The organism is Labilithrix sp., assembly GCA_019637155.1.
Classification (GTDB): Bacteria; Myxococcota_A; Polyangia; order Polyangiales; family Polyangiaceae; genus Labilithrix.
In genome coordinates this window covers 81,620-104,376 of sequence record JAHBWE010000031.1, presented here as the reverse complement: position 1 = coordinate 104,376, position 22,757 = coordinate 81,620, and the positions used below count along the sequence as shown (strand labels likewise).

13 protein-coding genes are annotated in these 22,757 nt (G+C 71.5%); 1 reads left to right on the top strand and 12 read right to left on the bottom strand.

Annotated elements, in window-relative coordinates; all coding sequences use genetic code 11:
• The 3 genes from KF837_42665 to KF837_42655 form a co-directional block, all read right to left on the bottom strand.
• A partial coding sequence (locus tag KF837_42665) for a VCBS repeat-containing protein (GenBank protein MBX3234073.1) occupies nucleotides 1–1,446 on the bottom strand: 1,446 nt, incomplete at its 3' end.
• Nucleotides 1,447–1,570: 124 nt separating this feature from the next.
• Entirely contained in the window at nucleotides 1,571–3,256 is a 1,686-nt protein-coding gene (locus KF837_42660; protein MBX3234072.1) for a VCBS repeat-containing protein, read from the bottom strand.
• Nucleotides 3,257–4,047: 791 nt separating this feature from the next.
• Nucleotides 4,048–4,440 carry a peptidase inhibitor family I36 protein gene (locus KF837_42655; GenBank protein MBX3234071.1) on the bottom strand — a complete coding sequence of 131 codons (393 nt, stop codon included), beginning with the start codon at nucleotides 4,438–4,440 and terminating at the stop codon, nucleotides 4,048–4,050.
• A gap of 239 nt (nucleotides 4,441–4,679) precedes the next feature.
• Here KF837_42655 and KF837_42650 point away from each other — a divergent pair, with 239 nt between their 5' ends.
• On the top strand, nucleotides 4,680–6,818 hold the full coding sequence (locus KF837_42650; protein ID MBX3234070.1) for a PQQ-dependent sugar dehydrogenase: 2,139 nt from the start codon (nucleotides 4,680–4,682) through the stop codon (nucleotides 6,816–6,818).
• A gap of 51 nt (nucleotides 6,819–6,869) precedes the next feature.
• On the opposite strand, the gene KF837_42645 is transcribed toward KF837_42650, so the two are convergent.
• From KF837_42645 to KF837_42605, 9 genes are all read right to left on the bottom strand, one after another.
• On the bottom strand, nucleotides 6,870–9,314 hold the full coding sequence (locus tag KF837_42645) for a protein kinase (protein ID MBX3234069.1): 2,445 nt from the start codon (nucleotides 9,312–9,314) through the stop codon (nucleotides 6,870–6,872).
• A 69-nt stretch (nucleotides 9,315–9,383) separates the two neighbouring features.
• Nucleotides 9,384–10,835, bottom strand: coding sequence for a GGDEF domain-containing response regulator (locus tag KF837_42640; protein ID MBX3234068.1), 1,452 nt, complete (start codon nucleotides 10,833–10,835; stop codon nucleotides 9,384–9,386).
• A gap of 40 nt (nucleotides 10,836–10,875) precedes the next feature.
• On the bottom strand, nucleotides 10,876–12,726 hold the full coding sequence (locus tag KF837_42635; GenBank protein MBX3234067.1) for an Hpt domain-containing protein: 1,851 nt from the start codon (nucleotides 12,724–12,726) through the stop codon (nucleotides 10,876–10,878).
• A 7-nt stretch (nucleotides 12,727–12,733) separates the two neighbouring features.
• Complete coding sequence (locus KF837_42630) at nucleotides 12,734–13,093, bottom strand: response regulator (protein MBX3234066.1); 360 nt, start codon at nucleotides 13,091–13,093, stop codon at nucleotides 12,734–12,736.
• Nucleotides 13,094–13,177: 84 nt separating this feature from the next.
• Nucleotides 13,178–14,119 (bottom strand): diguanylate cyclase, encoded by a 942-nt coding sequence (locus KF837_42625; GenBank protein ID MBX3234065.1) that lies wholly within the window; start codon nucleotides 14,117–14,119, stop codon nucleotides 13,178–13,180.
• Between the two features lie 14 nt (nucleotides 14,120–14,133).
• Nucleotides 14,134–15,024 carry a DMT family transporter gene (locus tag KF837_42620; protein MBX3234064.1) on the bottom strand — a complete coding sequence of 297 codons (891 nt, stop codon included), beginning with the start codon at nucleotides 15,022–15,024 and terminating at the stop codon, nucleotides 14,134–14,136.
• A complete protein-coding gene (gene mutS, locus KF837_42615) occupies nucleotides 15,008–17,755 on the bottom strand; it encodes a DNA mismatch repair protein MutS (protein MBX3234063.1) in 2,748 nt (915 codons plus the stop codon). The genes KF837_42620 and mutS overlap by 17 nt, the downstream gene beginning before the upstream one ends.
• An 18-nt stretch (nucleotides 17,756–17,773) precedes the next feature.
• Nucleotides 17,774–20,953, bottom strand: a complete 3,180-nt coding sequence (locus KF837_42610) for a hypothetical protein (protein ID MBX3234062.1) — start codon at nucleotides 20,951–20,953, stop codon at nucleotides 17,774–17,776.
• Between the two features lies 1 nt (nucleotide 20,954).
• Nucleotides 20,955–22,682 carry a hypothetical protein gene (locus KF837_42605; GenBank protein MBX3234061.1) on the bottom strand — a complete coding sequence of 576 codons (1,728 nt, stop codon included), beginning with the start codon at nucleotides 22,680–22,682 and terminating at the stop codon, nucleotides 20,955–20,957.
• Nucleotides 22,683–22,757: the final 75 nt, after the last annotated feature.

Below are 22,757 nucleotides of genomic sequence, written 5' to 3'. Positions count from 1 at the left end.
CGGCGGCGGCGGCGGCGGAGGCTCGCCCGCGTCTTCCTCCTGCGGCTCGCCCGCGTCGGTGCGTGCGGGGCCGGCGTCCTCCTCTTCCACGGTCGCGTCGGGGTCCGGGCCCGCGTCCTCCTCCTGCGGAGGAGGCGGCGGCTCGGCGAGGTTCGACTCGAAGAACGTCAGCGCCGGCGCGGGCGCGGCCGGCGCGCCTGCGAGGTAGACCTTGGCCTCGCCGCCGCCGACGGGCACGGTGACGAGGTCCGGCTTGCCGTCGCCGTTGAGGTCGGGCGTGCCCGCGATGAACGTGTCGGCGCTGTACGGGATGGGGAGCTCGACGGCCGCGACGGCCTTCGCGGTCGGACCGTAGCCGCACGCGGCGTAGAGCTTCGAGTCGTCCGCGGCGGCGAAGACGATCTCGCCCTTGCCGTTCTTGTCGAGGTCGAGCGCGGCCTTCGCGCGGCCGGAGAGTGTCGCGAACGTGAGCGGCTCGGACGACTGCTTCGTCGCGTCGATCGACGTGATCGTGAGCGTGTCGGAGAGGATCGCGAGCTCGCTCTTGCCGTCGCGATCGAGGTCGCCGCCGAGGCGCGTCGCGCCCTTCACGAACGAGGTCCACGGCGTCTCGACCGCGGTCGCCGCGTGCGCCGGCGTGGCGTCGAACGTGAGCGTCGCGATCTTGTCGTCCGTGACGAGGACGAGGCCCGCGGGCTTCTTGCCCGCCTTCGGCGAGTAGAACGCGAACCGGCGCTCGGCCGCGTTCGCGTACGCGATCGAGACCGGTTGCACGTTCCGGTTCGCGCCGCCGAAGAGCGCGGTCTGCGAGGTCGCGGTGACGATCACGACGTCGTCCTTGCCGTCGCCGTCGAGGTCGCCGATGACGTGGTAGAGGACCTTCTCCGTGACGGCCGGGATCGTCTTCTGGTTCCAGAACGCCGGGTCGCCGTCCTTCGTGCCGTAGACGATGCGGTACTCGATCTGCTCGGGGCCGTTCTCGTCGTTCTTGGGGACCGACGTCTGCGCGACCAGGACGTCGTCGTAGTCGTCGCCGTCGAAGTTGCCGATACCGACGATCGCGAGCGACGTGCGCGTCCGCGTCGAGTCCCAGCGCTGCCCGAGCTTCTCCTCCGCGCCGACCTTGAACGTGCCGTCGCCCTGCCCCTTGTAGAACTGGAGGTTGTTCTTGTCCCGGACGCGCACGAGGTCGAGCTTGTCGTCCTTGTCGAAGCGACCGAACACGAGGCGGGCCGGCGCGAGCAGCGGGCTCTCTCCGCCGCCAAGCGCGACGAGGTCCGGAAGCGGCTGCGCCACCGGATCGAAGCCGAAGTTGCACGCGGCCTTCGTCTCTTCGTCGAGGTGGGCAGCCGCGCCGTCCGTCTGGGCCTCGTTTTGGTGGAGGCAGGCGACGACCGGGACCGTGAACGAGACCGCGACCAGGGCGAAGGAGAGGCGCTTGAGCATGGGCACGTACGACATACGGGCCCGCGCCCTCGGCCCTTCCCTACATTTCGGCACCCAACGTCAAATGCGAAAAGGACAGCTATTTTCGCTGTCCTTCTCGAGGGGTGGGAGTGCGGGCCGGAGGCTACGACTTGCGGCGGCGGCGGCCGAGGAGGAGCATCGCGGCGATCACACCGCCGATCGCGCTGGTGGAGACGCCGTGCGAGGAGGCCGGGGTGGCCGAGCAGCCGTCGTTGACTGCCTGCGGCTGCGGGCGCGGCGTGATGGTGACGCCGCCGGTGGTCGAGGGCTTCGTGGTCGGCTTCTTCGGCTTCTTCGTCGGACCGTCCGCCTCGTCGACCGGGCGCTCGGTGGGCTCTTCGCTGTCATCGTCGTCGCCGGCCTGATCGGGGTCGGTGTTGCCACCGCCGCCACCACCGCCGCCGCCTCCCGCGTCCGGGCGCGGGCCTGCATCCGAGGACGGACCCGCATCCGGCGCCGGCCCCGCGTCGTCTTCCGGCGTCTCGCCCGCGTCGGCGGTGACCGTGCCCGCGTCCTCCGCGGTCCCGGTGTCGGGCGTCTCCGTGCCCGTGTCGGGCGTGCCCGTGTCGGCGCCCGCGTCGGGCGCGACCTCGGCGCTCGCGGAGAAGACGGTGAGCTCCGGCGGCGGATCGTTGCGCGTCCCGCCGAGGTAGACCTTGAGCTCGCCGCCGGCGGTCGGCAGCGTGACGAGGTCCGGCTTGCCGTCGCCGTTCAGGTCGTCGGTGCTGCCGAGGAACATGTCGGGGCTGTACGCGATCGGGAGCTCCACCGCGGCGATCGCGGTCGCGTCCGGCGCGTAGCCGCAGGCGGCGTACAGCTTCGTCTCGTCGGAGACGGCGTAGATGATCTCGTGGTTGCCGTTCGCGTCGAAGTCGGCGGCGCCGACGGTGCGGCCCGAGACGTCGTCGAACGTGAGCGGCTTGCCCTTGGCGCCGAGCGTCGAGATCGTGAGCTTGTTGGAGAGCATCGCGACCTCGAGCGAGCCGTTCTCGTCGAGATCGGACACGACCGGCGGGGCCTTCTTGTCGAAGCCGGCGAGCGTGGTCGTGACGGACGTGACCTTGCGATCGCCGCCGAACGTGAGCGTGCTGACCTTGCCGTTGTTGGTCAGGATGTTGAGCGCGGCGGGCTTGTCCTCGGTCTTCGGCGTGACGAACGCGAGGACGCGCTTGGAGGCGTTCGAGTACTCGATCGTCTCGGGCTTGACGTCGCGGTTGTTCTTCTGACCGAAGATGAAGCTCTGTCCCTTGTCGGTGAGGATGACGAGGTCGTCGGCGCCGTCCCCGTCGAGGTCACCCACGGTATGGGAGAGGACCTTCTCCATGACGGGCGGAAGGACCTGACCCGAGAGCGCGAGCTTCTGGTCGGACGTGCCGTTCACGACCTTGTAGTCGACGCGGATGTCCTTCGGGTCCGGGTTCTCGCCCTTCGGAACGGAGGTGATGGCGAGGATGAGGTCCTGGTAGCCGTCGCCGTCGAAGTCGCCGGTCGCGGCGACGGTGAGCGCGGTACGCGTCCGGCCGGTGACGGCGCCGGCGACGTTCTTCTCGGCGACGGCGGAGAAGGTGCCGTCGCCCTTGCCGACGAAGAGCTGGATCTTGGTGACGTCGCTCGCGACGACGATGTCGGGGTTCTTGTCCTTCGCGAAGTTGCCGACCGCGAGGCGCCTGCCGCCGACGACGTTGCTCTTCGGCCCGAGCTTGATCGGCTTGTTGGCCGCGGCGTCGACCGGCGTGAACCCGAAGTTGCACGCGGTCTTGGTCGCCTCGTCGAGGTTGTCGGACGACACCCCTTCCCGATCCGTCCCTTCGTCGAGGCATGCGACCGCAGGAACCGAAAGGGCAAGAGCGACAAGCGCGAAGGGCAGACGTTTCATACCCACCCCTCGTGCAACGACGGCGCCAAAACACCGACAAGGTAGTCAAATGTAGGCCACATCATTCAACCCACCGAATTCACTAGCCCCCGCCTCACGAGGAACAATCACTGCAGGGTAGTCAAAGCGCCCACACACGATCCGGTAGGGCGGTGCCTGACCGATCCAGATCCCCCCACCTCGATTGCGCAAAAACACGCCACCCACCCGACAGCAGTGCGGCAACGTTGCGCCTAACCGAGCGTGGCGGAGCACGCCGACATCGCGCGCCGCGCGGTTCCTGTACACGACGCTCCTCGAAGTCACGTCACGCGCTCGCGCTTCCACATCCAGTCGTCGACTCATCCCGCGCTCTGGTGACCGACAGGCGCGCCTCGACAGCATGCGCGCGTGAACAGGATGCAGACGAACGCGTGCGGCCCTGGTCGGCGTCGTCATCGCGCGGCGAGGATGGCGCGGACGAGACGCGGCGCCTCGCGACGCGCGAGCTCCTGCTTGGTCGGATCCTCCACCGTCAAGTGCAGGCGCTCCTCCTGATGGAGTAGCGCACGACCTCGACGCGCGCCCCCACGGGTTACGACCGCGCATCTTCGATGACCGTTGCCGCCTAGCAACCGGCGGCTCCTTTCCCATCGCGCAACCATGCCCACGAACCGCGGGGACCTCGGCACGGAGGTCCCTCACGGTCGGGCGAGCGCGGGCGATCAGAAGATGCGGATCGAGGAGGCTTCGTCGCCGAAGCCGCCGAGGCTCTGCGTCTGCTCGCCCGGTCCGAAGGTGCGCGTGCTGCCCTTGCAGTTTGCATCCTTGTAGAGACGGAGGGTCCTGCCCGTGCGATTGCGGATGCTGCTCGCGCGGTCGTTGAAGTTGTACTTGCCGCCCAGGTTCTGACAGCCGCCGTCCCGGAACTGGAGCAGGCGACCTCCGAACTTGCTGTGCTGATAGATGCACGCGTACCCCGCCGAGCAGGAGCTCGCGAGCGCCGAGCTCGTCTCCCCTTGCTCCTCTTCTTCTTCGACGTCTTCGGCTGCACAACCCACGGCAAAGGAAGCGAGGAGGAAAAGCGCTGCGAGCTTGGTGATGAGAGAAGTCGTCATCGTTGCACCTCGCAGGTCACTACGACGGAGGCGCTGCTCGGTTACGTGGCCGGTTGCTTTTTCTTTTCTATTTTCCAATAGATGGACTCCTTTTCACCGGGGCGCGCGCGGACCATCTGGCGCGACGGCGATGCGCAAGTGCTCGCGCTAACATCCGCGTCTCCGCGTCGGGTTCGATTGCCGCAACGCCGCGGGCGAGATATGTGACGGGACCGATGCGCCCGCGTTTTCCTTTGGTTTTGTCGCTCTGTGCCGCGATCGCGGCTTGTGCCCTCGGAGACGACGACAAGCCCTCCGGCGACTCCGCCAACCTCGCGAGCGTGAACGCGTGCCTCGGCGGCGTGCGGCCGTCCGGCGGCTACGGGTTCGCGCCCGCGTTCAACGACATCTCGTTCCGGAACCCGATCGCCGTCGCGCCCCTGCCGGGCGACAACGAGCACTTCCTCGTCGTCGAGAAGGCCGGCGTCATCAACTACGTCGCCAACGACGGAACCCGCAGCGTCGCGCTCGACATCAAGGACCGCGTCAACTCGAGCCCCAACGAGGCCGGCCTCCTCGGCCTCGCGCTCCACCCGAAGTTCGCGGAGAACGGCCTCGCCTTCCTCTCGTACACGAAGCCGAGCTCGACGAGCCCCGCGAACCTCGCCTCCGTCATCGTCCGCATCAAGAGCAACGACGGCGGCAAGACGTTCGACAAGACCACGCTCACCGAGCTCCTCCAGTTCGATCAGCCGTACTCGAACCACAACGGCGGCCACGTCGCGTTCGGTCCCGACGGCCGGCTCTACGCGTCGTTCGGCGACGGCGGCTCCGGCGGCGATCCGCGCGGCTACGGCCAGAACAAGGACGTCTTCCTCGGCAAGATGCTGCGCATCGACGTCGACGTCGTACCGGACGGTCAGCTCTACGGCATCCCGGAGGACAACCCGTTCGCGAACGGCGGCGGCAAGCCGGAGATCTACGCGTACGGCCTCCGCAACACGTGGCGCTTCAACTTCGACTCGCTCACGGGCGAGCTCTGGGCCGGCGACGTCGGCCAGAACCGCGCCGAAGAGGTCGACAAGATCACGCTCGGCGGCAACTACGGGTGGGGCGTCCGCGAAGGCTTCCGCTGCTACAAGCCGGAGCCCTGCCCCGTCGTCGAGAACGCGATCGATCCGATCGTCGAGTACGGCCGCTCGATGGGCTTCTCGATCACCGGCGGCTACGTGTACCGCGGCACCGCGCTCCCCGAGCTCCAGGGCCGGTACATCTTCGGCGACTTCGGCGGCAAGATCTACTCGATCCCCACCACCGTCTCGCCCACGCCGCCGCCGATCGCGACCGTCGCCTTGACGAACTACTCGATCTCGTCGTTCGGCCAGGACAACGACGGCGAGCTCTTCATCCTCGACTACGGCGCCGGGAAGGTGAAGCGCCTCGTCCCGCAGCTCTCCTCCGAGGGGCTCCCCGCGAAGCTCTCGCAGACCGGCTGCGTCCTCGCGAACGATCCGAAGACGCCGTCGTCGAAGCTCCTCGCCTACGACGTCACGACGCCGCTCTGGAGCGACGGCGCCGAGAAGTACCGGTGGATCTCGCTGCCGCCCGACGGGAAGATCAACGTCGCGCCCGACGGCCACTTCGATCTTCCGAACGGCACCGTCCTCGTGAAGGAGTTCCGCCTCGGCGGCAAGCGCATCGAGACGCGCCTCTTCGTGCGCCACACCGACAGCAGCTGGGCCGGCTACACGTACGAGTGGAACGCGGACGAGTCCGACGCGCTCCTCCTCCTCGACGGCAAGACGAAGGAAGTGCCGAACGGCAACGGCGCGCAGGTCTGGACGTATCCGAGCCGCTCGCAATGCATGCAGTGCCACAACGGCGCCGCGGGCGGCAGCCTCGGTCTCGAGATCGGCATGCTCAACATGGAGCACGACTACCCGGCCGACGAGGCGGGTCCGGCGGCGCGCATGAACCAGCTCGCGAAGCTCGAGCAGCTCGGCGCGTTCGCGGCGCCGCTCCCCGCCGAGCCGCGCGCGAAGTTCCCGAACCCGGCCGACGAGTCCGTCGACGTCGAGGCGCGCGCGCGCTCCTACGTGCACGCGAACTGCGCGTTCTGTCACCGCCCCGGCGGTCCGGGCCGCGGCGCCGCGGACTTCCGCTTCAGCCGCACCTTCAAGGGCACGAAGGTGTGCGAGGCCGAGGCGGAGACGGGCGACCTCGGCGTCCCCGACGGCAAGCTCTTCGTCCCCGGCGATCCGAGCAAGTCGCTCATCTCGCTCCGCATGCACACGCTCGACGGCAACCGCATGCCGCCGCTCGCGTCCGCGATCGTCGACCCGATCGGCACGTCCGTCGTCGACGGATGGATCACGACCACGCTGATGTGCCCGTACTGAGCCCGTACTGAGCCCATACTGAGCGCTCGACGCTTCGTCACGCCGCGAACGTCAGCGCGCTCGGTAGGTCAGCGGGATGGCCGCGGTGGCGTGGCCCGTGTCGACGTTCGCGATGCGGCGGCCCGTGACCGCCTTCGCGATGCAGGTGGCGACGTCGGTGCTCGCGAGCGCGCCGGTGACGTTCGCGCGCCGGACGTTGCCGACGTCGTCGGTCTCGAGATGAAGCGTGGCCGCGCCCTCGACCGGGCTCGCCGCGCGCGACAGCGCCGCGCGATAACACAAATCGATACGTGACTTGACCGGCACGATCGCGCGCTCGACGCTCGCCGACGTCGCGCCCGTCACGACGGGCGTACCGAGATCGACACGCGCCCTCTCGAGGGAGAACGCCCGCGCAGACGCCGAAGACGACGCCGGTGCCGCCGTGACCGGAGCAGACAGCGCGGGCGACGACGGCACCACCGGGGCGGGCGGGACCGCGAGCGACGGCGCGACCGGGGCGGGCGACGACGGCGCGACCGGGGCGGGCGGGACCGCGGGCGACGGCGCGACCGGAGCGGGCGGGACCGCGGGCGACGACGGCGGGTCCGGAGAGGGCGGTGCGGGCGACGACGGCGCGACTGGAGCGGGCGGTGCGGGGGACGACGGCGCGACTGGAGCGGGCGGTGCGGGGGACGGCGGCGCGAGCGGAAAGGGCGACGCGGGCGACGGCGCGACTGGAGCGGGCGGGGCCGAAGGGGGCGGAGCGGGGATGGGCTCCGGCCGCACGAGGACCGGTGTCTCCGGCGCGGTCGGTGGATGAACGACCGGCGCGGGCGTCGAAGCGCGCGGCTTGGCGGCGATCGCGTGCACCGCCGCGGGCCGCGGTGCCGCGACGATCGACACCGGACGTGTCATGACCTCGGGCGCCTTCGGCGCGGGCGCGGGCACCGGAGCGGACCGCGGCGCCGCGGCGACGGGCGCCGTACGCGGCGGGGCCTCGGGCTCCTTCGACGCGACGGACAACGCGACCGGCGGAGCGACGACGGGCGTGTCGGGCGCGACCGTGAGCGCCGCGGTGACGTTCACGCTCTCGCGACGACTCGTCTTTGCGATCTTGACGCCGCCGAGCACCAGGACGGCGACGGCAGCGAGCGTAAGCCCCGCGCCGACGACACGCCGCGACCCACGAAGCGGCGGCAGCGGCGCGACCACACAGGTTAGGGAGCTCCGCGACCGCAACGACGCGACGACCGGAACGAAGCTCCCCTCACCCGGCGACACCACATCAGACGAAGCAACGGCTTCCATCGACACGACCGCACCACGCGACGCGATGCCGGACGACGCAACAGCTCCCGGCGACGCGACGGCTCCCAACCGCGCGACCGCGCCACGCGACGCGACGGCGCCCGGCGGCGCGGCTTCCAACGACGCGACCGCACCTCGCGACGCGATGCCGGACGCGACAGCTGGCGCGACCGCACCTCGCGACGCGACGCCGGACGACGCGACAGCTCCCAACGACGCCGCGCCAGGCGCCGCGGGCCCCCACGTCGCCCCCTCCTCCGTCGCGGGGCCCGGCGCGAAAGGGGCCGAGGCGCGGCGGGGCGTCGTTGGGGCGGCGAGCGCGTCGCGGAGGGCGGCGCGCATTGCGCGGGCGGTCGCGAAGCGGTTTGTTGGGTCCTTCTCCAGCGCCTTGAGGCAGATGCGCTCGAGGACGCGATGGCACTGCGGCGCGAGCGCCGACGGAGCCGGCGGCGGCGCGTTGATCTGCATGAGCGCGACCGCGACCGCGGAGTCGTCCTCGAACGGTAGGCGGCCCGTCAGGAGGAGATAGAGGACCACGCCCGCGGCGTAGACGTCGCTCCGCGCGTCCACGGACTCCGCGCGCGCCTGCTCCGGGGACATGTACTCCGGCGTCCCGAGGAGGAAACCCTTCATCGTGAGACGGCGGCCGGACTGCGACGGCAGATCGTCGATGTGCGCGATGCCGAAGTCGCATACCTTCACGCGCTCGCCCGCGCCATCGTCGTCCCACGTGGGCGCGACCATGATGTTCTCGGGCTTCAGATCACGATGGAGGATGCCGACGTCGTGCGCCGCGCCGAGCGCCGCGAGGGTCTGCGCGAGCAGATCGACGATGCGGCGCGGGGGGAACGCCGCCGGAACGCCGCCAGGCTGGTGCGCCGCCTCCTCGATCAGATCCGCGAGGTCACGCCCCTCGACGAGCTCCATCGCGATGTAGAGGACGTCGCCTTCGGCGCCGTGATCGAGGATCATGATCGAGCACGGATGATCGAAGCGCGAGGCCGCGCGGGCCTCGCGATAGAAGCGCTCCGCGAAGAGCGGATCCTTCGCCAGCTCGGGGTGCATGACCTTGATGCACACCGCCTTGTCGAGCGTGACGTGGTGCGCGCGATAGATCGCACCCATCGCGCCGGCGCGAAGACGCTCCTCGAGCCGGTACTTCCCCGCGAGGGTTCGCCCGACCAGCCCATCGAGTGACGCGCTCATTCCGCGCCGCGAAGTGCAACCCACGCGCCGCGACGCAACCGCGAGCAATCCCGATCGAGCCAGCTCGAGTCAGGCCGCGTCGTTCGCGGCGAAAGACACCGGCGTGGCGCTTTGGATCTTCTCCGCGCGACAGACGCGGTTGCGACCGCCCACCTTCGCGCTGTACATCGCACGGTCCGCGCGATCGACGAGCGAGTCGAGCGACTCGCCGACCGGCCCGGGCGAGAGCTCCGCGGCGCCGATCGACGCGCTGAGCGGCATCGGCGTCCCCCTCGCGTTCGTCACGACGAGCTTCTCGATCGCATCGCGCATGCGCTCGGCGACGATGAGCGCGCGCTCCTCGTCCGTGCCCGGCAGCGCGATCACGAACTCCTCGCCGCCCCAGCGACCGACGAGGTCGTACGTCCGCGACACGCGCTGGAGCGTCTGCGCCACCGCGACGAGGACCGCGTCGCCGGCGCCGTGTCCGTGCGTGTCGTTGATCGCCTTGAAGTGATCGAGGTCGAGGAGGAGGACCGACGTCGCCGTGCCGGTCCGCATCGCGCGGTCCATCTCGCGCCGGAGATTCGCGACGAACGCGCGACGGTTCATCAGGCCGGTCAGGCCGTCCGTCGTCGCGAGCCGCTGCGACTCCTCGACGAGGAGCACGAGCCGCACCACCGCGGGGAGCTCCTGCGCGACGAGCGGCGCGATCTTGTCGATCCGCGACGGCCCCGCCGGCACGCCGAACGCGATGCGGCCGAGGCGCGACCCGCCGAGCGTGAGGTCGTAGACGAGCGTGCGCGCGGCCGCGTCGACGTCGCGCGCGTCGTCGTCGTGGATCCGGACCATGCGCGACGTCTCGGGCGCGATCGCCAGCGCCTTGGCCGCTTCTCGCTCCGCCGCCTCGGCCTGCCGTCGATGCGCGTGGATCGCGAAGTACACCGGCGCCGTCGTCGTCAGCGCGACCCAGCGATAGTCGACGAGCTGCGTGAGGAGCTGGGAGAGCGAGTCGAACATCCGATCGAGCGCGCTCGATCCCGCGAGGGAGCGGACCTCCGCCGCGACGACGGAGGCGAAGAGCGCGCGATCGAGGTTCTCCGCGATGCGGTCGCGGATGTCGTGCGCGCCGCCGGACATGCGGAAGAAGAACGGCGTGCTCTCCTCCTCCTCCTCGAGGACGTCGTCGAGCGCGCGGACGAGCTCGCCCATGCGGCCCTTCATGACGAGCGCGCGCGCCCCCGCGTGGCGAGACCAGAAACGCGAGCGCGGATCGTCGACCTCCGAGCGCAGGATGATCGGGACGTCCTCGGTCCCCGGCTCGGCGGAGAGCAGGCGGCAGAGCTGGACGCCGGACACGCCCGGCATCCAGAGATCGCAGACGATCGCGGAGGGCGGATCGGCGAGCGACATCTCCGCGCCCGCGACCGCGTCGGCGGCGTCGTCCACCACGTAGCCGTGCGCGCGGAGGCGCTGCGCGAACACGTTACGAGTCTCGGTGACGGGATCGATCAGGACGACGCGGCGGGAGGCGACGGTCATGGAGAAGCTGTTCGGTGATACGGCCTTCGTGCGTCGTTCTTCAGGCGGCGAGCGCGGTCGGCGCGGCCTGGCGGTACGCGTCGCCGAGCGTCGCGACGGGGAACACGAAGCGGAGCGTCGTCCCCACGCCGCGCCGGCTCTCGATCGTGACGCGACCGCCCATCGCCTCCGTCACCGCCCGCACCGCGGCGAGGCCGACGCCGTGGCCGGAGACCTCGTGCGCCTCGCGCATGGTCGAGAGGCCGTCGGCGAAGACGGCGGTCTCGAGGTCACGCTGGGTCCGATGCGGGAGACCTCGCTCCGCCGCGCGCTTCGCGACCGCGGGCCAGTCGACGCCGGCGCCGTCGTCGGTCGCCTCGATCACGACGTGGTCGTCGCGCCGCGACACCTCGACCGAGATCCGCCCGCGCGGCGGCTTGCCGGCGCGGACGCGCGCGTCCGTCGCCTCGATGCCGTGGTCGACCGCGTTGCGGACGACGTGACCGAAGGCGCTCCAGAACGGCGTCCACGCGGCGGAGTCGCAGCGCAGCGCGCCGGCGCCGCCGCTCACGTCGACGCCCTTCCCGAGCCGGCGCGCGAGCGCGACCGCGGCGTCCTTCGCGCGATCGACGCGGAGCTGCATCGGCTCGAGCCGGAGGAGCCGCGCGCGATGCGCGAGCTCCGCGTGCGAGGCCTTCGCGTCGATGCGGGCGACGAGCGCGTCGAGGTCGTGGCGCTCGACGTGGACCGTCGCGGTCGGGACGTTCGCGAAGAGGAGGCGGAGGCGCGTCTCGAGCGCGAGCCAACGAAGCGCGAGCCGCGCGACGTCGGCGGGACGAGGCGCCTCGTCCGACGCGAGCACCCCGGCCTCGATCACGGCGCACGCGGCGGCGACGGAGCTCGCGCCGACCTGCGCGGCGACGCCCTTCAGCGTGTGGATCGCGCGCCTTCGATCGATGAGCGTCCGCGCGTCCTCGATCGCGCGGACGAGCGCGCTCGCCTCCAGCACGAAGTCGGCGACGGCGGCGCGGTCGACGAGCGCGCGCTCGCACAGCGCGACGAGATCGCTCCGCGTCGCCTCCGCGTCCTCTTGTTCGATCTGCTCCGTGACGTCGGTGAGCACGACCAGCGCGTGGCCGTCGCCGGTCGGACGCACCGCGAGCTCGAACGTCGACGCGCCGTGGCGGAGGCGCTTCGGGAGCTGTTCGAGGGCGACCTCGACGGGGAGGAAGCCGTCGAAGATCGCCTCCCACGCGAGCTCGAAGTACGCCGCACGCTGCGGATCCTCGCGCCGGAAGAGGCTCCAGATCGCGGCGCCCTCCTCGATCGGACCGAACCAGCGCGCCATGACCGCGGAGCGGTGCGCGCCCATGCGGCCCTTCGCGTCGACGACGACGAAGCCCTGCGCGACGTTCGCGAGGAGGAGCTCGATCTCGCGGCTCCGCGCCGCGAAGCGCCGCGCGAGCATCGGGCGAAGACGACCCAGCAGCCATACGCCAGTGAACGCGACCGCGAGGGCGAACGCGGCGGCGAGGAGCGGCCGCCGCGGCGCGGCGCCCGAAGCCGCGACCTCGACGACGACGGGTCCTCGCGCCGCGCGAGCGGAGGAGACCGCTGGCGCGCCGCGGCTCGCGAGGACGGAGCCGTCCGCGCGCTGAACCGCGATCCATCGAAGCTCCGTGTCCGCAGCGATCACCTCGAGCACGGCGCGCGCGTCGCCGGCGTCGTCGCGCGCGACGGCGGGCCCGACCTCGCGCGCAGCGATCGCGGCGTAGCGCTCGGCTCGTCGCTCGAGCGCGTGGCCGTCGTCCGTCGCGACGCGGCTCGCGTGGAGGACGGAGAAGGCGAGCACGAGGGCACCGGCGACGAGCGCGACGACCGCGAGCACCTGGAGGTGGAGGCCGGCCTTCACGGCGCCTTCAGGTCGTGCCGGTGATCTTCCGCGCGGCGGCGACGAGGAGCTCGGGCTTGAACGGCTTCACCATCCAGCCGCGCGCGCCGCAGGCCTTCGCCGTGCGGACGAGGTCGGGGTGCCCCTCGCTCGTCAGCATGATCACCGGCGGCGGGAGGGCGCCGGTGTGCGAGAGCGCCTCGACGAACTCGATCCCGTTCATGCGCGGCATGTTCACGTCGCACACGATGAGCTTCACCTCGTCGGAGGTCGCGAGCTTCTCGAGCCCGTCGATCCCGTCGCACGCTTCGATGACCCCGAACCCCGCGGCCGAGAGCGCCCGCGCCGCCTCTAACCGAACCGTCGCCGAGTCGTCGATGAGCATCACGCACGCACCCATGATCCGAACCTTTCACGCTGGGGGAGTCCATGGTCCAAACGGCCCGACGTCCCCCGCGATTAAGGCCCCGCGCTACTCCATCTCGACGCGGTTACGGCCGCCGCGTTTGGCGCGGTAGAGGGCCTTGTCGGCGCGGTCGAGGATCGCTTCGCAGTCGAAGTTGTTGCGCTCGTCCGCCGCAGCGACGCCGCCGCTGAAGCTGATGTGCCGCTCCTCGTTCTTCTCGCCGAGGGCGATCCCCTTCGCGGTGACGGAGGCGCGGAGGCGGTTCGCGACGACGCGCGCGGCCGGCCCCGCCGTCGCGCGCAGGAGGAGCACGAACTCCTCGCCGCCGTAGCGGCAAGCGATGTCGTCCTCGCGGAGCGAGCCGCTGATGAGCTCCGCGACGTGGCGGAGCACCTTGTCGCCGTCCTCGTGCCCGTAGGTGTCGTTCACGAGCTTGAAGTGATCGATGTCGACGATGACGAGCGAAAAGGGCCGCTTGTGACGGCGCGCGTGGGCCGACTCCTCGCGCAAGCGGCGCTCGAAGTAGCGGCGGTTGTAGAGGCCCGTGAGCGCGTCGAGCGCGGAGTACTCGATCGCCACCCGCAGCTTGTTGCGGAGCTCCCGCTGCAACTTCGAGCGCTCCGCGACCGCGCGCACCTTCGCGCAGAGGAGCGGCGTCGAGAGCGGCTTCACGACGTGATCCATCACCCCGGCCTCGAGCAGCTTCATGAGGTCGGCGTCGTTCGGGGCGCGGTCCATGATCATCATGACCGGGATCGCGGAGGTCTCCGGCTCGATCCGCAAGCGGGAAAGGATCTCCCACGCGTCGAGGCCGAGCGCGATGTCGACGAGGACGCAGTCGAGCGAGGCCGCCTTCTCCGAGGCGATCGCGGCCGCCTTGTCGGCGCTGTCCGCGTGCGCCGCCTCCATCGCGAGGAGGCTCACGCCGTTCACGACCGCGTGCCGCGTCGCCTCGTCCGCCACCACGAGGATCTCGCCCGCCGCGATCGGCGCAACGGAGGCGAGCATGGAATCTCGGGCGGTCAAGACGGGGAAGATTGTACTCCATCCTCGTGCTTCGCGGTGACGACCGCGAGGGCGCCGCCGAGGATGAGGAGGCCGCCCGCGACCGAGCCGCGGTGCAGCGGCTCGCCGAGCACGACGACCGAGCACACGACCGCGACGAACGGCTCCAGCAGCGTGAGCACCGACGCGTGGCTCGCGCGAATGCGCTTGAGCGCGCGCGTGAACGCGAGGCCGCAGAACGTCCCGATGCCGAGCGAGGCCGCGAGCGCGACGCCGATCGACGTCGCCGGCGCCGCGCCAACGGCGCCGGCCGGCACGAACGACCAGAGGAGCGGTACGCCGATCAGCCCGTGGTAGAACATCATCTCCGACGCGGAGAACACGGTGTTGAGCCGCTTGTTGGTGAGCACGTTCGACGCGTAGAACACGGCGCTGCCCGCGCCGAGCGCGGCGCCGGCGAGGTCGCGCGCGCCGAAGCCGTCCCGCCACGGCGCGAGGAGGAGGACGAGCCCGACGAACGAGACCGCGACCGCGGCCGCGGTCCGCCGCCCGAGCCGCTCCGCGAGCAGGAGCGGCGCGGAGAGCGCGACGAAGATCGGAGTGAGGTAATGCGTGAGCACCGCGATCGCGACGCTCGTGCGCTGGTACGCCGCGAAGAAGAGCGCGATGTTCGCGGCGTCGGAGACGCCGAGCCAGGCGACGCCGAGCCAGTCGCGAAGGGTCGCCTTCACCGGGAGGCGATCGCGCAAGACGAGCGGCGCGCTCGCGACTGTCATCACCGTCATCGCGATCGCCGACTGCAAGGACGAGTGCATCGGCGCGTGGCGAAGGACGAGCGGCCACGTCCCCCACCCCGTCGCCGCCACCGCGACGAGCGCGTAGCCGAACGACCTACTCCGATTTGGCAAGGTCCTTGAGCTTCGCGAGCGTCGTGAGCGCCTCGATCGGCGTGAGGCGATCGATGTCGAGCGCGCGCAGCATGTCGAGCGCGGGATCGGCGGGTCGCTCCGGAGCCCGCGGCGCCGCGGCGAAGAGGCCGAGCTGGTCCTCGTTCTTGCGCTTCCGCACCCCGCGCGAGGAGCCGCCGGTCGGGAGCGACGCCGTCGTCTCGAGCCCCTCGAGGATCGCCTTCGCGCGCGCGAGCACGTTCTCGGGGAGCCCCGCGAGCCGCGCGCACGCGACGCCGTAGCTGCGCGAGGCCGCGCCGCGCTGGACCTTGTGGAAGAAGACGATCGTGCCGGCGTGCTCGCGCGCGCTCACGCTGAAGTTCTCCGCGCGCGCCGACGTCTCCGCGAGCTCGGTGAGCTCGTGGTAGTGCGTCGCGAAGAGCGCGCGGCAGCCGACCACGTCGTGGAGGTGCTCCGCGACCGCCCACGCGATCGAGAGGCCGTCGTAGGTGCTCGTCCCGCGGCCGATCTCGTCGAGGACGACGAGCGAGCGCCGCGTCGCGCACTTCACGATGTTCGCGGTCTCCTTCATCTCGACCATGAAGGTGCTCTCGCCGCGCGCGAGGTTGTCGCTCGCGCCGACGCGCGTGAGGACGCGATCGACGACGCCGATGCGCGCGCTCCGCGCCGGGACGAACGAGCCCGTGTGCGCGAGCACGACCGCGAGCGCGACCTGACGCATGAACGTCGACTTGCCGGCCATGTTCGGGCCGGTGACGATCCAGAGGCGCGAGCGGTCCGCCGCGGCGTCGGGGGACGCGTCGAGGGTGACGTCGTTCGGGACGAAGCGGCCCGCCGCGGCGAGGCGCTCGACGACGGGGTGGCGCGCGTCGACGAGGTCGAGCGCGAGCGAGTCGTCGACCTCGGGCCGCGTGTAGTCGTCGCGGTGCGCGACCTCCGCGAGCGCGCTCGCGACGTCGATCGTGGCGAGCCGGTTCGCGACCGCGCGGAGCCGCTCGTCGTGCACGGCGAGGTCCTTCACCAGCGCCGACCAGAGCTCGGCCTCGCGCGACGAGAGCCGCTCCTCCGCGTGCGCGAGCTTGTCGGCGAGGTCGTCGAGCTCGTCGCAGGTGAAGCGCTCCCCGGTCGCGATCGTCTGCTTGCGCCGCCACGCCTTCGGCACCTTCGCGAGGTGGCTCTTCGTCACCTCGATGTACCAGCCGAAGACGCGTGTATAACGCAGCTTCAGCGACGGGATCTGCGCCTCCTCCCGGCACCGCGTCTCGAGGTCGACGATGAGGCGCTGCCCGTCCTTCGCGAGCACGCGCGCCTCGTCGAGCTCCGCGTCGAAGCCGTCGCGGAACACGTTCCCCTCGCTCGCGCGGATCGGCGGCTCGTCCGCGATCGCGCGCGCGAGCAGGTCGTGCACGTCCTCGCAGCGATCGACGAAGGCTTTTCTGGTTCGAGAGGGCTCTGCCCTCTCGAGCTCTCCCGCCGGGGGCCGTCGCGCGAAGACGCGCTCCGCGCCCCCGGACCCCACGAGATCGTCCGATATCTCGAGCGCCTCGCGCGCGCCTTTGTCGGGGCACGCCTTCAGCGCGTCGTCGAGGCCGGGGAGCTCGGCGAGCGAGCTGCGGAGCGAGGCGAGCTCGCGCGGGCCGATGCGGTCGATCGCGAGCTTCACCGCGAGCCGCTCGACGTCGGCGATCTTCGCGAGCCGCGCGCGGACGTCGCTGCGGAGGCCGGGCTGGGTGACGAAGAGCTCGACCCCGTCGAGGCGGCGCCGGATCTCGACGACGCGCGTGCGCGGCGCGAGGAGGCGGCGGCGCAGGAGCCGCGCGCCGGGGGCGGTCTTCGTCGCGTCGATCTGCTCGAGGAGCGAGCCCTTCGTCTCCCCATCCATCGTCCGGACGAGCTCGAGGTGCCGCTGCGTCGCGTCGTCGAGGACGAGCGTGTCGCCGAGCGTGTACTCGGCGAGCTTCGCGAGCGGGAGCTTCTTGCCGGGCTCGCAGATCTTCGCGAGCGCGACGCAGCGCGCGGCGGCGCGGAGCGCGACGTCGCTCGCACACGCCTTCCGCGCCTTGCCCTTGCCGAGCACGTCGTCGAGGAGGGCGATCGCGCTCGCGAGATCGAGGTCGGCCGCCTCTTCGCGCACGGTGGCGCGCGGCAAGCTGGCCCGCACCTCGGCGAGCAGCTTCGGCGCGCGGACGAGGACCTCGCGCGGATCGAGGCGCACGATCTCCGCGATCGCCGCCTCGGCGCTCTCCGCCTCGCACGCCTCGAGCGTGCCGGTCGAAAAGTCGAGGACCGCGACGCCGACCCGATCGCGCTCGTCGACGTCGATCCCCATGAGGAAGAGGTTCTTCCGCGCGTCGAGGGCGGAGTCGTCGTAGGCGAGCGCGGGCGTCGCGATGCGCACGACCTCGCGCGGGACGATCCCCTTCGTCTTCGCGGGATCGGCCATCTGCTCGGCGATCGCGACCTTGAAGCCCTGATCGAGGAGCTTCTGGATGTAGCCGGCGGCGGCGTGGTACGGGACGCCCGCCATCGCGATCGGCTCGTCCGCGTTCTTGTTGCGGCTCGTCAGGGTGAGGTCGAGCACGCGCGCGGCGACGACGGCGTCTTCGAAGAAGAGCTCGTAGAAGTCGCCGAGACGAAAGAACAGGATCGCGTCGGGATACTGCGCCTTCGACGCGAGGTACTGCTTCATCACGGGAGTGTCGGCCCCGTGCCCGGTCTTGCCGCCATTCATCGGACGGACGAAGGTCTGTCAGTAGTACGGCGCGCGCGCAATGGACACGAGCGAGAGATCGATCAGGACGAGCCCCTGCGCCGCGCCGTCCACGACCGCGATCTGGCCCAGCGTCTCGATGAACCTCATCGATTGCGGGTTCACGGAGGTCGAGCCGGTCGCGGAGGTCAGGTCGATGACGAGGGGGCTGAACTGCCCGCGCGTCTGGAACGCGTAGAAGGTCTCGCGCGTGGGCACGCTGTCGACCGCGGTGAGGCCGCCGCCCGTCGACTCGGGGTCGATCGTGAAGCCGTTCTGGACGAAGAACGAGAACGCCGGGTTCCGCATCGCGAGCGGCGTGTCGCGGTGCGGCGCGAACTCACCCGGACCGTACGGCAGCGCCGGCGCGCGCCCGTTGAGGAGCTGCTCGCGCGGGTCGCAGGACGGCACGCATCGCCCGGTGGCGTCCGGCAACAGGTGGCTCATGAAGCCGAGCGTCGTCCCGACGGTGATCCACTGCGCGCCGCCGCGCACGGTGAAGCCCGCCTGGTTGTGGAAGCAGCAGCGCGCGAGCTTCATGTACGGGACGTTCGAGGCGTCGGAGTAGATCGCCTCGCGCGTCTTGTTCGGCGCGATCGTCGCGAAGCGCCCCACGACGACGTGGTCGTCGTACGCCTCGAGGATCGGGAAATCGCGCGTCGCGTTCTGCTGCTGCACGGTGCCGAAATAGCTCGAGCACGCGGCGTGGCGCCGGCCGGGGACGCGCGGATCTTCCGCCGCGCTCCGCGCGAGCTCGCCTTCCCAGCAGGCGTCCGCGCCTTGCAGGTCGGGCAGCGACCAGTACGGATCCGTCGCCGGGAGGAGCTCGTCCGTGATCTGGACGTAGTCCATCATCCGGCGATCGAGGCGCTCCGAGTACCCCGGCCGGCCGGACGCGGCGAGCGCGTTCGTGACCGCGTTCGCGCGCTCGGCGCCGAGGACCCAGTCCTCCACCCCCTTCGCGCAGAAGCGCGCCTGGGGCTGGCTCAACGTGAGCGTCCGGTACTCGTCGCGCGTCGCGATCGCCGCGGGCAGGCCCTCGAAGCCGGGGAGCTTGCCCTCGTAGGTCACGGTCCATTCCTGATCGAAGTGGACGTCCGGCGTGTCGATCGAGAAGCGGACCCCGACCTCCTCCGTGCCGGCGGAGACGCCGGGGCGCGCGGCGGTGGGACGGAGGCGCGGCGTCGCCTCGCTGCCCTGACCGAAGAGCGCGAGCGGCGCGCCGGTCCCCGTGATCGACGGCGCGGACGGCAGGTACGGGACGTGTTTGCCGGTCGTGAGGTCGTCGCGGAGGAGGAACGTCGAGCGGATGCGGTGCGGCGCGGAGACGGGGAAGAAGATCTCCTGCGACACGCTCTCTGGCGCCGGGATCGGCGCGTGGTACGGATCGACGTCGCCGGGAGCGGGCGCCGGCTGCGGCACCGAGAGCGCGCCGATGTTGACGGCGACGCCGGACTCGCTCGAGGAGAGGTCCTGCGGGCGGCGGCACGGCGCGTCCCAGTCGTCGACGTCGATCGCGACGATCTCGCCCGTCGTCAGCGTCGCGAACGCGAAGATGCCGCGGAGGCGGGTCGGGACGAGCCCGACGTCGACGTCGCTCGAGCTCGCGCGGTACGCCGCGCCGAGGTCGCCGTTCGGATCGGCCTTCAGGTCGACGTTCGGGTTCGGGTTGCACAGGAGGCCGCTCTGCGCGGTCGGGAGGCCGAGGCCGTTCACGCGCTTGAGCGGGAAGTCGTGCCGCGCGAAGGCGACCGCCACCACCGGCGCGCCGAAGCCGATGCGGTCCTCCGGCTGGAACGGGTTCAGCTCCGGGTGCGGGCGGCGCATCGGCGTCCGCTCCGCCGTCGCGAGGTTCGTGACGTCGAACACGGCGATCGTGCCGTCCTTGCGATCGACGGCGTAGAGGAAGCGCCTGTACTCGCGCGTGGGCGGGCTCACCGCGAGGTCGCGGATCGACGCGGCGCGCGTCGGGTCGGCGAGGCTCGACACGACGAAGGGCTCGCGCTCCACCGGCGCGCCCGGGGTCGAGAGGTCGATCACGTGCACGAGCGGGAGCGCGTCGTCCGCGATGAAGAGCGTCTGGTCGTCGCGCGCGATCGCGACGGGCTGCGGCGCGTCGAGCGGCCCGAGATCGAGCGCGACCTCCTCCTCGGGGGCGCCGGCGTCGGCGTCGCCGCCGGCGTCGGGCTCGCACGTCTCCGCCCCACCGTCGACGGGGAGCGGCGCGCCGCCGTCGGGTCCGGCGAGGCGGCTCGGGCACGCGCACGGACGCAGGCCGCAGCTCGCCGGTCGATCGGCGGCCGCGCACGTCAGGTCGATGCCGCCGTCGACCCACTTCACGCCGTCGTCCCAGCGCGCGCCGGGGACGAACGACGCCGGGATCGCGTCGCCGCCGGCGAGCTCGATCGCGGAGGTGACGGGGCAGTCCACGAGCTCTCCGGGCGGCAGCGACGGGCCGGCGCCGAAGTCGTCGAGCACGTCGCCCGCGCCGTTCTTGCGCGGCGTCGCGCGGAGGAAGGGCTTCGGATCGATCGTGACGATCTTCGCCGGGTTCACGCGATCGCCGGGGAGGACGACGACGAGCTCGTAGGCGGCGAGGTCGTCGAGCGTGCCGCGCGGCACGACGCTGAGCGCGCCCGGCCGCTGCGGGAGGCGGCAGACCGGCCACGAGCCGAGGGTGGTGGGGCCGTCCGGATCGCGGCGCGGCGCGCGGTCGCCCATGATGCGGTGACCGGGGATGCCGTAGATCGCGAACTTGTTCGGCTCCGCCGCGGCGACGAAGGCCATGCGTCCGTCGGGCGTCGCGGCGACGTCGGTCGGGATCGCGCCGACGGGGAGGAAGTTCAGGCCGGGGACGGCGTGGTTCTGATCGACGACCTCGGAGGCGCTGAGGTTCACGACCGCGACCTCGCCGCGCGTGGTCTGCGTGACGAGCGCGAAGAGCTGGTTCTCGAGGACGCTGCCGTCGCCGAACGGCGGCACCGGCGCGCAGCCCGCGGGCGGGAGCGGCTCCGGCGCGTCGGGGCCGCGGACGCGGAGGCAGATCGTGTCGACCCGCTGCGCGCGCTCGAAGGTGCGGATCGGTACGCTCGTCGGCGTCTGCGAGCACGCGAAGAGCACGCCCGCGATCGTGAGGACCGCGCACGCGAGGAGCAAGAGGCGGAGTCGCAGCGCTCGCATCTCAGGAGCCCTTCGGGTTCGTCGGCTCGCCGAGCGTGAAGACGACGCGCTCGAACGTCGCCGTGCTCGGCACCGCGTTGTCGAGGTCGATGACCTGCACGTACGACTGCGTGAAGCTGGCGAGGTACGCGAAGCGGTAGCGCCGGACGTTCTGATCGCGCGCGTCGATCGGCACCTGTACGTGGCGCGCGACCTCGTCGAGGTCGAACGGGTCGAAGGCCATCGAGAAGGGTCCGACCCCGACGCGGATGACGTTCTCGAGCACGCCGGCGTCGGGGTCGTAGACGAAGACCGTCGCCGAGTCGAAGCAGACCGCGAACACGCGGAGCGCGTAGGCGCCGTCCTTGTCGACGATAGGTGCAATATACACCTTCGACGGGCCCGCCGAGAGCGGGACCGAGGTGTGGATCCGCAGGCGATCGGGGTCGTAGGTCGCGACGCCGTCGAGCCCGACCGGCCCGTTCGCGCCGACCTCGCCGACGAGCAGCGCCGCCGGCGATCGGTTCGCGATGAACGCGCGCGCCGGCTTCCGCGCGCAGGCCGCGATCTCGCGATCGCGCGTCGCTTCGTCCGTCGCGGTCACCTTCGCCTTGCACGCGAGGCGCGGGGTGGGGTCGACGACGATGCCGCGCGAGTCGGCGCCGTTCGCGCTCGCCGAGATCGGGAAGGCGGACTCGAAGTCGAGGAAGGGACGCGGCGTCGACGCGGCCACGCCGCCGGTGTCGTCCGCGTACTGGCGGAGGAGGCTGACCTGCGGGATCGAGCGGCTGGTCTGGAAGAACGCGGGGCGCGGGAGCGCGGTGACGCCGAGGAACGCGTCGCGATCGTGCGGCACGGGCGTGATGCCGACCCCGCCGACCGGCAGGCTGTCGACGACGAACTGGAGCGACGGGGGGCTCTGGGCGAGGTCGGCGTCGTTCTTGTCGCGCGCGAGGCCGGTCAAGAACAGCGACGTCTTCGTGTCGTTCTGGTGGGTCATCACCAGCGCGGTGCCGTCCTCGCTGATCGTCGCGCCGAACGGCTCGCCCGGCAGCGTGATGCGGCGGGTGTTGTTCTGCTCGTTCGGATCGTCGCCGACCGCGTGCAGGCCGTCGCAGCGGTTGCCCGCGTCCTGCCCGCACTGGATCCGGAACGGCGCGTAGGTCGCCTTCGTGTCGCCTTGCGCCGGCGCGCTCGTGAAGTCGTCGCGCGCGATCGTCGCCCACGTGAGCGTCGCGTTCCCGCGCACGGGCGCGAAGAGGCGGTCGACCGAGGTCTGCGCCGCGGGCGGCAGCTCCTCGTTCGCGTGCAGCTTGGGCGTCTGGGGGACGAGGTCCTTCGTGAGCGGAGAGAGGAGCAGCTCGGTCGCGAACGCGCCGATGATGACGGAGTCGCGGATGTACGCCTGCGCCCGGACCGGGGGCGCGCACGTCTCGCCGAGCGGCTGCCGGCCGGGCTCGGGCGGGCCGGGGCACGCGTTGGCGTTCGGCGGGCGCACGAGGACGGGCAGGAGGGCGGGATCGGCGGGGTTCGCGATGGTGAGGAGCGCGTGCTGCCGGATCAGCCGGAGGTCGTAGGCCTGCAGCGTCCCGCCGTTGTATTGCAGGTCGAAGTCGGAGTTGACGGCGTAGAGCACCGTCCCGCCGTGCGAGACCTGGAGCCCGACGGGGAAATAGAGCCGATCCGACGGCGGCGCGCTCCCGTCCCCGGTGTCGTAACAGCCGCCGCTCGCCGCGACGGCCAGCGCCAAGAGAGCGACACCGCGCGGGCATCCTCCAAGAAAGCCCATAGGCCACGGGACCCTAGTACAGGCGGCCCTTCGAAA